Annotated in this window: 13 protein-coding genes and 2 riboswitches; of the genes, 4 read left to right on the top strand and 9 right to left on the bottom strand. The window is 37.6% G+C overall.

Annotated elements, in window-relative coordinates; translation table 11 throughout:
* Positions 1 to 23: 23 nt before the first annotated feature.
* Positions 24 to 845 carry an electron transfer flavoprotein subunit beta/FixA family protein gene (locus ACRX5O_RS13415; RefSeq protein ID WP_433906419.1) on the bottom strand — a complete coding sequence of 274 codons (822 nt, stop codon included), beginning with the start codon at positions 843 to 845 and terminating at the stop codon, positions 24 to 26.
* Between the two features lie 435 nt (positions 846 to 1,280).
* Here ACRX5O_RS13415 and ACRX5O_RS13410 point away from each other — a divergent pair, with 435 nt between their 5' ends.
* The gene (locus ACRX5O_RS13410) at positions 1,281 to 2,024 is read left to right on the top strand and encodes a ZIP family metal transporter (RefSeq protein ID WP_433906418.1); all 744 of its coding nucleotides are present in this window, start codon (positions 1,281 to 1,283) and stop codon (positions 2,022 to 2,024) included.
* Positions 2,025 to 2,187: 163 nt separating this feature from the next.
* On the top strand, positions 2,188 to 3,066 hold the full coding sequence (locus tag ACRX5O_RS13405; protein ID WP_433906490.1) for a YitT family protein: 879 nt from the start codon (positions 2,188 to 2,190) through the stop codon (positions 3,064 to 3,066).
* Positions 3,067 to 3,118: 52 nt separating this feature from the next.
* Here the strand turns inward: ACRX5O_RS13405 and ACRX5O_RS13400 are convergent, their stop codons facing one another.
* The 6 genes from ACRX5O_RS13400 to ACRX5O_RS13375 form a co-directional block, all read right to left on the bottom strand.
* On the bottom strand, positions 3,119 to 3,358 hold the full coding sequence (locus ACRX5O_RS13400; protein WP_433906417.1) for a Spo0E family sporulation regulatory protein-aspartic acid phosphatase: 240 nt from the start codon (positions 3,356 to 3,358) through the stop codon (positions 3,119 to 3,121).
* A 239-nt stretch (positions 3,359 to 3,597) separates the two neighbouring features.
* Positions 3,598 to 4,131 (bottom strand): 1,2-dihydroxy-3-keto-5-methylthiopentene dioxygenase, encoded by a 534-nt coding sequence (locus ACRX5O_RS13395; RefSeq protein ID WP_433906416.1) that lies wholly within the window; start codon positions 4,129 to 4,131, stop codon positions 3,598 to 3,600.
* Positions 4,132 to 4,150: 19 nt separating this feature from the next.
* Complete coding sequence (locus ACRX5O_RS13390) at positions 4,151 to 4,765, bottom strand: methylthioribulose 1-phosphate dehydratase (protein WP_433906415.1); 615 nt, start codon at positions 4,763 to 4,765, stop codon at positions 4,151 to 4,153.
* A gap of 4 nt (positions 4,766 to 4,769) precedes the next feature.
* Positions 4,770 to 5,423: a 2-hydroxy-3-keto-5-methylthiopentenyl-1-phosphate phosphatase gene (locus tag ACRX5O_RS13385; RefSeq protein ID WP_433906414.1), complete on the bottom strand. Its 654-nt coding sequence runs from the start codon at positions 5,421 to 5,423 to the stop codon at positions 4,770 to 4,772.
* Entirely contained in the window at positions 5,420 to 6,652 is a 1,233-nt protein-coding gene (locus ACRX5O_RS13380; protein ID WP_433906489.1) for a 2,3-diketo-5-methylthiopentyl-1-phosphate enolase, read from the bottom strand. Before ACRX5O_RS13380 ends, ACRX5O_RS13385 begins: the two co-directional genes overlap by 4 nt.
* Positions 6,653 to 6,740: 88 nt before the next feature.
* A riboswitch (SAM riboswitch) is annotated at positions 6,741 to 6,848 on the bottom strand.
* Positions 6,849 to 6,931: 83 nt separating this feature from the next.
* On the bottom strand, positions 6,932 to 8,107 hold the full coding sequence (locus ACRX5O_RS13375) for a pyridoxal phosphate-dependent aminotransferase (RefSeq protein WP_433906413.1): 1,176 nt from the start codon (positions 8,105 to 8,107) through the stop codon (positions 6,932 to 6,934).
* Positions 8,108 to 8,236: 129 nt separating this feature from the next.
* Between ACRX5O_RS13375 and ACRX5O_RS13370 the strand changes: the two genes are divergently transcribed.
* Both ACRX5O_RS13370 and mtnK read left to right on the top strand, forming a co-directional pair.
* Positions 8,237 to 9,013, top strand: a complete 777-nt coding sequence (locus tag ACRX5O_RS13370; protein WP_433906412.1) for a carbon-nitrogen family hydrolase — start codon at positions 8,237 to 8,239, stop codon at positions 9,011 to 9,013.
* Positions 9,014 to 9,081: 68 nt separating this feature from the next.
* Positions 9,082 to 9,240, top strand: a riboswitch (SAM riboswitch).
* 72 nt (positions 9,241 to 9,312) lie between these two features.
* Positions 9,313 to 10,500: an S-methyl-5-thioribose kinase gene (gene mtnK, locus ACRX5O_RS13365; RefSeq protein WP_433906411.1), complete on the top strand. Its 1,188-nt coding sequence runs from the start codon at positions 9,313 to 9,315 to the stop codon at positions 10,498 to 10,500.
* A 24-nt stretch (positions 10,501 to 10,524) separates the two neighbouring features.
* On the opposite strand, the gene ACRX5O_RS13360 is transcribed toward mtnK, so the two are convergent.
* Entirely contained in the window at positions 10,525 to 11,022 is a 498-nt protein-coding gene (locus tag ACRX5O_RS13360) for a methylated-DNA--[protein]-cysteine S-methyltransferase (RefSeq protein ID WP_433906410.1), read from the bottom strand.
* Positions 11,023 to 11,036: 14 nt separating this feature from the next.
* On the bottom strand, positions 11,037 to 12,503 hold the full coding sequence (locus ACRX5O_RS13355) for a PAS domain-containing sensor histidine kinase (protein WP_433906409.1): 1,467 nt from the start codon (positions 12,501 to 12,503) through the stop codon (positions 11,037 to 11,039).
* Positions 12,504 to 12,577 lie beyond the last annotated feature (74 nt).

Here is a 12,577-nt window from a genome sequence, read left to right as displayed (position 1 = left end):
CCATCATCGATTATTAATGTGTATCACTTCACATAAAAAAGCTCTTTTTTCTCTTCAAGTAAGCATTTGATCAGCTCTCTTACTTGTTCTTCAGAAGAGCCCTCTAAACGCTTCCCACCTTCATGCTTTGGAGGAGTAAACATTTTACCAACGATGGTAGGTGATCCCTTAAGCCCTAGCTGTGTACGGTCCACGTCTTCTAAATCGTTTACCGTCCAAACAACTGGCTCGTACCTTGCAGCTTTTAACATATTAGGAAGTGGGGAATATTCAATTTGATTTATTTCTTTTTCGACAGTCAATAAGCAAGGCATTTGGATTTGGAGCAACTGGTAACCACCTGACAGCTTTCTCTTAACAACTACGGATTGCTTCTTATCATTAAGCTCTGTAACTTCGATCACGTTCGTAACTGGAGGAATATCTAATCTTCTTGCAATTCCAGGTCCCACTTGCCCAGTATCGCCATCAATCGCATGCTTACCACAAAGGATCATATCAATTGGTCTGATACTGGCGATTTTATCTAAAGCCTTCGATAATGCGTAGCTGGTTGCTAATGTATCTGCACCAGCAAATGCACGGTCAGAAATTAAATATCCCTCGTCAGCACCAATCTCAACGCTTTTTTTAATAATCGCATTTGCTTGTGGTGGACCCATTGATAAAACAGAAATATATACATCTTTGATGAGACGCTTCATCCGAACTGCTTCTTGGACAGCATGTGCATCATAAGGATTTAAAATTGCTGGTGCACTTCGACGATCAAGCGTATTCGTCTTAGGATTAATCTTAATAATCTTTGTGTCAGGTACCTGCTTGACACATACTACAATGTGCATAAAAATCCCCCTCCTTAATAACTAATGGCTAAATCACCTATATATATTTTGCAAAGCTTCGTAATAACGATATATGTATCGGTTTACGAGCATAGTACAAACAAATTAGTTGATATTTTATGTGAATAATATAATTTGTATGCGTTTTCAAAAATTATGTCGGTATGAGAAGTGGATTGCTTACGGAATCTTCATTTTTTTATATTGACATATTTAAACAATGGGGTTTATCGACTATGATGGAATAACAATTATTTTTTGAAGGGAATGATACAGTACTTACCATTATAGTTACTATATTAAAAGAAATTGAACATTTCCCATATGATAAAAATCACAGATGTCATGTAATTATCATATATGTAATTGTGTGAGCAATCGCTCTTCCTTATAATAGAGTGTATTACCTAAGTTTTAATTTTAGGGGGAACCTGAATGAATGAAGTTTTGCTTGGAAGTGTTCTCTCCGCTATGTCAACGGGATTAGGAGCAGCAATCATTTTGTTTATGCATCGATCTGTGACACACCGTTGGAGAGATATTTTACTTGCTTTTACGGCGGGTATTATGATGGCAGCTTCCACGATGGGCCTGATTCCTGAAGCCCTTAATACTGGCGGGTTTATACCACTAATGATTGGTATCCTTTTAGGGGTAATTACCTTAACTTGGTTAGAGATGAGAATTCCTCATATTGATTTACAGCATACGACTCAAAAATACGAAATGGAATTTGATGAAAAAGCGATGTTGATTATTGCGGCGATTACGCTCCATAATATTCCCGAAGGATTATCAGTTGGAGTTAGTTATGCTACAAATGCTGAAGGTAATACAGGTAATCTAATCGCTTTTGCAATCGGACTCCAAAACGCTCCAGAAGGATTTTTAGTTGCACTATTTTTAGTGAATCAAAAAATTGAAAAAGGCAAAGCGTTTATAGTTGCTACTTTAACAGGTGCAATTGAAATTGTTACAAGTTTACTAGGTTTCTATTTAACTTCCTTTGTTGAAAGTCTCGTCCCATATGGTCTAGCCTTTGCAGCAGGTGCTATGCTGTTCATTATATATAAAGAGTTAATACCTGAAAGTCATGGGGATGGCAATGAACGAACATCAACTTATTCCTTTATTTCTGGTTTACTATTTATGATATTGTTAATTGACCTCTTTTCCTAATATGAATTCGGCATGAGTGATACATGCCGCTTTTTTATTCCCTTTGAGTGATCAAGTTCCAGATTTACCTACATAGAAACGATTTATTGTATAATAAATAACAAGTATCAATACAAATGGAGGTGACTTAATGGAAAAACAACTTATTCATGAAGCCATTCAAATGAATTTAGAGAACCATATACAGCACCGAAAATTACCGAAAAAGAGTATTATTAAAAGAGCTATTTTTATTTTTATTGGCGCTATCCTAATGGCTGTAGGATTAGAGATTTTCCTTATACCCAATCAAATTATGGATGGTGGAATCGTCGGGATTTCAATTATTTTGTCTCATATTACTGCGATTAAAATCGGTCTAATCATCTTCATTTTAAATGTTCCATTCTTTTTCATCGGATATAAACAAATCGGAAAAACCTTCGCACTATCTACACTCTTCGCTATAACCATATTATCAATCACAACCGTATATCTACATCCTGTTCCTGCCTTTACTGATGACATCCTGTTAGCAACGGTTTTTGGAGGGATTGCCTTAGGTGCTGGTGTAGGAATCGTCATCCGCTATGGAGGATCACTGGACGGCACAGAAATCCTTGCCATATTAATCAATAAAAAGGTTCCTTTTTCTGTTGGAGAAGTGATCATGTTTTTTAATATTTTTATTTTTGGTACCGGGGGATTTGTGTTTGGATGGGACCGAGCGATGTATTCGATCCTAGCTTATTTTATTGCTTTTAAAACAATTGATATCGTTATTGAAGGGTTAGATCAATCAAAATCTGCATGGATCATTAGCGATAAGCATAAAGAAATTGGTGATGCGATTTTGGCTCGACTCGGCCGGGGTGTCACCTTCCTTACTGGAGAAGGAGCCTATACAGGAGACGATAAAAAGGTTATCTTCTGTGTCATTACACGACTGGAAGAAGCAAAGCTCAAGCTCATTGTAGAGGATCTAGATAGTAATGCCTTTCTGGCCGTTGCAGACATTGCCGAAGTTAGAGGGGGAAGATTTAAAAAACGAGCTATTCATTAGAATACCTACAAAAAAGGAAGGAGCGCTATCGTCTCCTTCCTTTTCAATCTATTTAAACGCATATGATGTTATTAGGCCATACAAACATAGCTTGTTTTCTGGTAATCTTTATTTCTTTTTTGCTTTTCTTCTTCTCTTGTGATAAGCATTGATATTCAAAAATTAGCTTATCTAGCTCCTGACTACACTCAATTGTCTCTTCCCCACCTAGACCATTTGCTTGTGCAGATTCAATCATTTTCTCTCTCATTTGTTGAATCGTGGCAAGCATTTCTCTGCTATTCTGCTGCACCCCGTTAACCTCCTAATACTCCTTAAATCCCCTAAATAAAAATCATCACTTGATGAATTATTGCAAGAATTTGAATAAAAGTAAATAGAATCGCAAAATAAGACATAGTTTTCTTAATATTTCTGTATACGACAAAAAACACCCTAAAATCCCTATTACTTTTCGACAATTATCGATTTTATCCACCAAAAGCAATAAAGACACTAGGTGTTTAGACTCTAGTGCCTTGAAAACTATTTTTAAGCTTCTACTTCATTTTTTTCGTAGATTGGAACCCATCCTTCAGTTGTTACAAAAATACGGATGGCAACAACTTTTCTATCCTCTTGAAGGGTAAAATAATGTCTAACATTCGGAGGAACTGAAATAAGATCACCAGGGTTTAGAAACACCTCGAAAAATTCTCCGTCTAATCCTTGGATAATAAACACTCCGTGTCCACTAACAATAAAGCGGACCTCATCGTCTGTATGGTGGTGTTCTTGTTGGAAGTTCGTTAATAGTTGCTCTAGGTTTGGAGTGTGTTCAGCAAGAGAAATAACATCCTGTGCTTTGTATCCACGCTTCTCTGAAATTTCGGTAATTTCAGTTGAGAATACAGATAAGATTTCTGCTTTCTCTTCATCTGTTAAAATATATTTCTCTTGAAGGTTGCTAGGAAGTTTTGTAATATCCCAGTGCTCATAGATTACCTCTTGAGATTGTAAAAACGCTGCCACTTCTTTTTGATCTTTAATTTCTTCTTTTGTACTTTGAAATACGATATGTGCCATTTTTTTACTCCTTTAAATTTTATTTTTTATATTCTAAAAGTCTTAGATGATAGCGAAATAAAAATTCGGATGCTTCGAGTAGTTTTTTTGCCTCGAATGCATTTTTTCCCCAAACGGTTATCCCATGATTTCTGATTAACACAACGCCTTTATCCTCTTTTACATGCTCACTAAACTCCTGTGCTAGTGTCGGAATATGTGCTGGATTACTGATAATGGGAACTCGAAGAACGGCATCCTCTTCCCATAAATCAAATGCTTTAATGAGTTCCTGGCCAGTAAAGGTGATTTCTCCTTGATCGCCATATAATTCAGATATGATATTATTATCAATCGTATGAACATGTAAACTACAACCAGCAGCTGTTTTTTTATAGATTTCCACATGTAATAAGGTTTCAGCAGATGGCTTCAAATGTGTCTCATTTACTGGGTTTCCATTTCCATCGACGAGCAGAAAATCCTCTGACGTTCGCTTCCGCTTATCCTTGCCACTTGCTGTTACTAAGAATTGTATAGGATTGTCGCTAACCTTTATAGCTAAATTCCCGCTCGTTCCCATAAACCAATCTCGAACAGCAAGCTCATCCTTCACATCAGCAAGCTGCTCCCAACGTTCTGTTAACAGACTCATCCAATCAACTCCTAACCTTCGACATATGCTTGATCACATCATAGAAATCAACAAACTCTCTATGATTCAAGCCATACTCTTTCGATTTTTCTAATAGTAGTTCTCTTGCAATGACTAGATCAGCCTGTTTAGCTGCTTGCAAATCGGTTACTGAATCACCAATAACGACTTTGTAGAAATCTTCTTTAAGCCCACGAATAATACTAGGTTTACAGCAGCCGCAATCATTTTGGCAATGTTCATCACATGCATTTGGCCAAAGAATATTGATATATTCGCCACTAAAATCAGCAGCATTACAATACACTCCTGAAAAAGGGCCATAAGCTTGTAAAATGGGATATACAAAGAAATCAATACCACCACTAACAATATACAAAGGAATATCCTGTTCTTTCAAAAACTTCACAAAATCAGGAAATCCTTTGCGAATTCTAACATTTTCTAATGAATACGTAATGATCTCTTCTTTTTTTGAGGAAGGCAGTAACGAGAAAAGCTTTCCCACTCCTTCTCTGATCGAAATCCTCTCAGATAATATGTCGTCCTTCAGCGCTTCCCATTCGGGAGGAGCAAATTTTTTCATAATGGCAATAATATTATCCTTCTCGGTAATCGTGCCATCGAAATCACAAAATACGGCTATTTTCTTGGTCATGATTGTTTCGCCACCTCAGTGACTCCCCACAGTTCGATTGCAGTTGCCAGTTCAGGATATTGCTGCGAGTTTTCTCTCAATGGCAATCCTTTTTGACTTAACTCAATAGCTTGGCGGAAAGCAAGACCTCCACCTTTCGCACCAGCCGGATGCCCATGAACGCCACCACCAGCATTAATGACACTATCTAAGCCAAAATCTTGTAGTAAAAGTGGAACAAGTCCAGGATGAATACCAGCTGAAGGCACTGGAAAGCCCTTATTCATAGCTTCTGATTGATCTGTTAACGCTTCAGCAATCGATAATGCTGCTTTCTTTTCCAAAGCCACCGAACCGTATGGAGATGGGAATAGAGACAAGTCGGCTCCAGCGTAACGCAACAATTTTCCAAGTAGTAGGGAATGAGAAATTCCGTATACATCAGACGAAGTGAGTGCTCCACTCACAGCTGGATGTGCCATAATCGGAAGACCAACACCCTCTTCTTCGCGTAATTCTTGAAGAACATCAAGACCATACGCAAACACATTAAATAATAGTAAGTCCGCACCAAGTTCTTTTGCTCTTTTAGCTTTGTCAATTAATTGAGACGTACGTCCTGTCAAGTTCACAGCATACAAGGTACGATGTCCCGTTTCTTCATAAACCTGTTGCAGAACTTCTCTTCCACCAGTAATTCTCTGTTCAAAAGGAGTTAATGGGTTTTCAAAAAGAATTTCGTCATCTTTTACAAAATCGACTCCACCCAATGCCTGTTCGCGCAATTGGCTGAAGAGGAATGGAAGATCTCTACCAAGAATTCCTTTAAAAATACTCATCAATAACGGACGATCATATACCCCAAGCTTCTCTCTTAGACCATTAATACCAAACTTAGGACCTGGAAAAGCCGATTTTAACTCTTGTGAAAAATCAAGATCTAATAGCTTAATCTTCCCGTCAAGAGACAGCTTTCCAAACACCGTTGTTAAAATAGCTGGAAGATCTAGCGAAAAGTTATTTGAAGGATAAGCGATTTTTAACACCGCTACCGTTTCATTCGTATGTTCATCTATGTGTAATTTTTCTGCGGAAATAACTCTACCTTTATATTTTTTCAATTGCTCTTGCTCAAGCTTTTGTAATTGAGTCCATGAACCAACCGTTAAACCAAGCGCAATTTCCTCTGCTTTTTTCTCAGGATTGTGTTTGGCGTCATGTACCAAGTACGTTGCGATGATCTCACTCATTTGCTTTCGTCCTTTCTCTCCTATACGCATATACATAAAAAAACCTCTTCTTATCATCAGGAAGAGGTTAGTATCGTAAACTAACATCTCCTTATCTATCAGCCTTTGCTGCAAGAATTAGCACCGTGCTTACAAAACATGTAAGTCGGTTGCCGGGCTTCGTCGGGCTCGTCCCTCCACCTGCTCTTGATAAGAAAACGAATGTTTTCATTATGGAATTATTGTTTATACTTTCAATTGATTTTGATTATTCCAGAATTTAATTCGACTGTCAATACATTAACTAAAAATTTGGAGCTTTGAAATTCTTTCAACCGCTTCTCGCAAACGTGCTTCCGAGGTTAGTAACCCAACTCGGACATAGCCTTCTCCCCATGTACCAAAACCAACTCCAGGGGCAACAGCAATATGTGCTTTTTCTAGTAATAGATCTGAAAATTGTTCAGATGTATAACCAGTAGGAACCTTTAGCCATGCAAAGAATGACCCCTCCGGAGCTACGACATTCCAACCTAATTCTTGAAGTCCTCCGATAAAGACGTCTCTTCTAGATTCGTACAATGCATTTAACTCACGAACACAACTTTGAGACTCAGTTAATGCGGCAACTGCCGCTTCTTGGACAGCTCCAAAAAGACTTACATATAAATGGTCTTGCAACAAATTAAGGGCTGCAATGACACTTTCATTTCCAACCGCAAAGCCTACTCTCCAACCAGCCATATTATACGTCTTAGATAACGTATAAATTTCAATCCCTACGTCTTTTGCACCTTCTGTTTGTAGAAAACTAATCGGTTTATGACCATTAAAGCCTATCGCTCCATAGGCAAAATCATGAACAACACAAATCTCGTGCTCTTTAGCTAGTGCAACCGTATCCTCAAAAAAATTAGCATTGGCTATTGCGCCTGTCGGGTTATTCGGATAATTTAAGAACATAAGCTTAGCCTTTTCAAGCTCGCTATCTGTTAGAGCTGAATAATCGGGAAGAAATTGATTCTCCTCCTTCAATGGCATCGTAATCATTTCTGCTTGTGCAAGAGCAACTCCCGACCAATAGTCAGGATAACCCGGATCGGGGACGAGAACATGTTCACCTGGGTTTAATAGGCATTGTGGGATTTCAACAAGCCCAGCTTTGCCTCCGAAAAGGATGGCAACTTCTTTCTCTGGATTGATATCTACGTTATATTCTCTTTTATAAAATGTCGCAGCAGCCTCTTTTAATGATGCGAAGCCTTGGAAGGGAGAGTATTTGTGATTATTCGGATTCTCTGCTGCCACTTGCAGTGCTTTTACGATATGTGAAGCTGTCGGTTGATCAGGGTTTCCCTGTCCAAGGTTTATCACATCATGACCATCACTGATCTGCTTATTTACTTTTGCAACAAGTGAAGCGAAGAATTGTTTAGGTAAGCTTTTTAATAATTTTGATTGAGGATATATCATCATTTTTCCACCTACTTTATATATTCGGGTAATTGGCAATTTTTATATTGAAAAACTAGTCACAAATGTATATCGTAAATGACAACTTGTAAAGTATTTTTACTAATATTTTTTTAGAAAAGGTGGTTTCTTATGAGAGTTTCCTGTATTCAGATGGACATAAGCTTTGGAAATGTAGAAGAAAACTTTCAAAAAGCGGAAAGATTAATAGAGTCAGCAATGGCTGAAAAACCTGACTTAGTCATTCTTCCAGAGTTATGGACAACAGGTTATGATTTAACCCGCCTCGATGTTCTTGCAGACGTGGAAGCAAAAAAGAGCATTGAATTTTTGCAGAAATTAGCTAAACAACATCGTGTGCATATAGTTGGTGGATCTGTTGCTTCTCAAGAAAACAACGGTGTGTATAACACACTGCTTGTCATAAATAATGAAGGAGAACTTGTTTCCACATACAGCAAAGCGCATCTTTTTAAGCTGATGAACGAGCACGAACATCTTCAATCAGGAAGTACAAAAGGGATTTTTGCGCTCGGCAATCATTTGTTTGCAGGATTGATTTGCTATGATATTCGCTTTCCTGAATGGATTCGTGCTCATACGACAGAAGGAGCGGAGACCATCGTGGTTGTTGCTGAATGGCCTCTCCCTCGTTTGAATCATTGGAGATCTTTATTAATTGCTAGAGCTATTGAAAATCAATGCTTTGTCATAGCATGCAATCGTTCTGGCTCAGATCCCGACAATGTATTTGCTGGTCATTCATTGATTATTAATCCTTGGGGAGAAGTAATTGCAGAGGGAGACGAACTTGAATCCATTGTTACTGGTCAAATTGATTTGGCAGAAGTGAAGAAAGTCCGCAACACGATTCCGATATTTTCAGACCGTCGGACAGACTTATATTAAAAACTATTGACAACTTTAACACTATGCTGATATGATTCTCATCAGTGAATATTAACTGAAAATTACATCTCTTATCAAGAGTAGGCAGAGGGATTTGGCCCGATGAAGCCCAGCAACCGACCGTAATACCATTGTGAAATGGGGCGCTATCAATTTAGCGCCGGATGAATCCGTAAGGCACGGTGCTAATTCCAACAGAAAGAAATTTCCTTTCTGGTAGATAAGAGGTTTGTTGACTAAAGCCTCAAACCTCTTTCTAGCAGAAAGAGGTTTTTTTATGCAATAGGAGGATAATCATTATGTCAACAGTAGTACAAGAAACCTATCAACCATTAACAGAAGAAACAGCCATCTCACTAGCAAAAGAGAGAAATTTATTCTCCGAAAATAGTACTCTATCGTGTACAGAAATAGGAGATGGAAACTTAAATTTAGTTTTTCATATTAAAGATCAAGATGGAAAAGGCATCATTATAAAACAAGCTCTTCCATATGCAAAAGTAGTAGGAGAGTCATGGCCACTCACTATAAAACGAGCAACTATTGAAGCAGAAGCATTAAAACTATTTAAAAAGCACGCTCCAGAATTTGTTCCTGAAGTGTATTATACGAACGAAGTGTTAGCTATAACGATTATGGAAGATTTATCTCATTTGACTATCGCCAGAAAAGGGTTAATTGATGGAAACGAATATCCCCTGCTTGCAAGTCATCTTGGAACATACTTAGCCAATACAACTTTTTTCACATCGGAGTTTGGTTTGGATAAGGGCCAAAAGAAAGAGCTTGTTGGAAAATTTATTAACCCAGAATTATGTAAAATTACTGAGGATCTAATTTTCTCAGATCCTTACTTTGATGCAGAAACAAATGATTTTGAACCACAGCTCACTTCAACAGTTGAAAAACTATGGAATGATACAGAGTTAAAACTTCAAGTAGCGTTACTGAGAAAAAGCTTTTTAACGGAAGCAGAGGCACTTTTACATGGCGATCTTCATACAGGCAGTTTATTTGTTTCGAAGGAAGAAACAAAAGTAATTGACCCGGAATTTGCTTACTTTGGTCCTGTCGGTTTTGATATAGGGCAAGTAATTGCCAATTTATTGTTCCAAGCAATTGCCTTCGAGGAAAAATCCGATGCGGTATACTCACATGTAAGAACATTCTGGAATGTGTATGAAAATCAATTTTCAGTTCTATGGGAACATGACAATTTAGAACCATTTGCACGTATTGATGGTTTCCTTTCTTCTACTCTACAAAAATACTTTCAGGATGCGGTTGGTTTTGCTGGATGTGAACTTATAAGAAGAACAATCGGTCTTGCCCATGTTGCAGACTTGGATGGTCTTTCGGATGAAAAGGAACGAATTACAGCGAAAGAAAAATCATTAGCGTTAGGTAGAGAATTAATTCTTAAGCGTAATGAATTCACATCCATTGAAGAGTTAGTTACATTTTTAAACTCAAAAAAATACGAGTAGAAGGTTTCTCTACTCGTAATCTTACTATTGTTTAAAGCCAGCTCCTTCTAATGTAAGGAGCTTTTCCTTTATATCTATACGTGTTCCTGCATAGCCTGTTAGCTTCTTATTTTTCCCTATAACTCTATGGCATGGAATGATAATAGGAAGACGGTTTGCTTTATTCGCCTGTCCGATCGCACGGACCGCTTTACTATTTCCAATCTTTTCTGCTACTTCCTGATAGCTGTATGTTGTTCCAAATGGAATCGAGTAAAGGACCTTCCAAACAGACCGCTGAAACTCAGTACCTTCCATTTGAAGTGGCAAATCAAAGTCCTTTCTTCTCTTTGAAAAGTAATCCTCCATTTGCTTCACTGCTTCTTTTACCAGTTCATTTTCAAGTGAAAGGATCGTCTGCTGACCTCTTTCGTGCTCCTGAAAATCCTCTTCTCCAATATGAACGGCCGATACTAGTCCATTTTCTACTACTATATAAATAGTCCCTAACTGCGATTCAACCGTTCCATACCATCTATTCATACATGAACCCACCTTTATTTTCCGACTGGTAAATACACATGAAAAACCGTCCCTTTACCAACTTCACTTTCGACTTTAATCGTACCCTCGTGCTCCTCTATAATCCGATAAGAAACCATAAGACCTAGGCCTGTTCCCCTCTCCTTTGTCGTATAGAACGGCTGACCGAGTTTTTTCAGTTTTTCCTCCGGTATGCCATAGCCTTCATCCTTTATGGAAATATGTATCCGATTATCTGTTGTTGGATTCATTGAAATCGTGATAAATCCACCGCTCGGCATAACTTCTATGCCATTTTTAATCATATTAATAAAGACCTTTTTCAGCTGATTAGGCTCGCAGATTAATGTTGGTAAATCATCATCATAATGAAGGAGGAACTGAACATTGTACAAAACTGCTTGGGCACTTAATAGATTGACTGTTTCAGACATGATCTGAGTGATACTATGCTCCACAAATTTAATCGCTTGTGGTTTAGCTAAAATTAAAAATTCATTTATTATCGCGTCAATACGATTCAGTTCAGTTGAAATCACATCAAAATACATGGGATGCTTTCCTTCACTAGAGTCTTCTAAAAGCTGAATAAACCCTTTCAATGCAGTCATAGGATTACGAATTTCATGTGCAACTCCAGCTGCCAACTGACCGATTACACTAAGGGTATCAGATTTATGAAGATTTGCCTCCATTTCTAGCTTTTCCGTAACATCCCTGAAGGTTGTTAAACTTAGGTTGCTTACTACATTTTGCTTCGTGGAATACTCATAATGCAAAGTCTTCCCACTTCTTGTCGTTAATGTTAACGTACCTGTTGCATGACCTTCAATCATGAGATTTTTTGTAACTTCATTTAACTCGTCATCTGGGAAATGACAATTGATCAGCAAATCACGCATTGTTTTTCCGACAACTTCATATTTATTTGCTTTCAAGTACTTTTCACCGGCAGGATTCACATCAATAATTCTTTGATTTTCATCCCATAATAACATTCCGTCAAGAGAGCCTTCAAAAATCTTTCGGAATTTTTGCTCACTCACTCTTAGTTTTTTTTCCATTTGGTACCGTTCAGTCACATTTCTAAAAATGGTCATATGATATCCATCAACGACAAAAAGCTTGGTAGAAAACTCAAGATATTTCATTTGACCATTGTACATTTGAAATAGTAATTCGTCTCGAATGGATCCTCTTATGTTTAAGTCCTGTATGATAGCATAATACTTTTCATCCTTTTCGTACACAAAAGTATCAATAGGATATTGCTTTAATATATCAAGGCTACATTCAAATAAGCGACAGGCTGCATCGTTTGCATCAATGACACTCATATTTTCATTCCAGAAAATAATCGCATCAAGCGATTCTATAAAAAATGATTTAAACAGATCCTCAATTGGTATCTCTATATTATTTTTCTTCATTTGATTGATTCGCACATTCTCCATACCTATACTTGAAAGGAACGTATTCACGGTATCTCTCCTTATAAAGGAACTTCTTAATTATGAATTCTACACTATTCCCAAAACTCCTCTATAGGAAAAAA

The sequence above is a fragment of the Robertmurraya mesotrionivorans genome, from assembly GCF_050971805.1.
Taxonomy (GTDB): domain Bacteria; phylum Bacillota; class Bacilli; order Bacillales; family Cytobacillaceae; genus Robertmurraya_A.
Note: the sequence above shows the minus strand (reverse complement) of the source record. Positions and strands in the feature narration are given on the sequence as shown.

Excerpts from the sequence above, each read along its gene's own strand:
- ACRX5O_RS13415 (WP_433906419.1), bottom strand. The coding sequence starts at position 845 with ATGCACATTGTAGTATGTGTCAAGCAGGTACCTGACACAAAGATTATT.
- ACRX5O_RS13410 (WP_433906418.1), top strand. The coding sequence starts at position 1,281 with ATGAATGAAGTTTTGCTTGGAAGTGTTCTCTCCGCTATGTCAACGGGA.
- ACRX5O_RS13405 (WP_433906490.1), top strand. The coding sequence starts at position 2,188 with ATGAATTTAGAGAACCATATACAGCACCGAAAATTACCGAAAAAGAGT.
- ACRX5O_RS13395 (WP_433906416.1), bottom strand. The coding sequence starts at position 4,131 with ATGGCACATATCGTATTTCAAAGTACAAAAGAAGAAATTAAAGATCAA.
- ACRX5O_RS13390 (WP_433906415.1), bottom strand. The coding sequence starts at position 4,765 with ATGAGTCTGTTAACAGAACGTTGGGAGCAGCTTGCTGATGTGAAGGAT.
- ACRX5O_RS13385 (WP_433906414.1), bottom strand. The coding sequence starts at position 5,423 with ATGACCAAGAAAATAGCCGTATTTTGTGATTTCGATGGCACGATTACC.
- ACRX5O_RS13380 (WP_433906489.1), bottom strand. The coding sequence starts at position 6,652 with ATGAGTGAGATCATCGCAACGTACTTGGTACATGACGCCAAACACAAT.
- ACRX5O_RS13375 (WP_433906413.1), bottom strand. The coding sequence starts at position 8,107 with ATGATGATATATCCTCAATCAAAATTATTAAAAAGCTTACCTAAACAA.
- ACRX5O_RS13370 (WP_433906412.1), top strand. The coding sequence starts at position 8,237 with ATGAGAGTTTCCTGTATTCAGATGGACATAAGCTTTGGAAATGTAGAA.
- mtnK (WP_433906411.1), top strand. The coding sequence starts at position 9,313 with ATGTCAACAGTAGTACAAGAAACCTATCAACCATTAACAGAAGAAACA.
- ACRX5O_RS13360 (WP_433906410.1), bottom strand. The coding sequence starts at position 11,022 with ATGAATAGATGGTATGGAACGGTTGAATCGCAGTTAGGGACTATTTAT.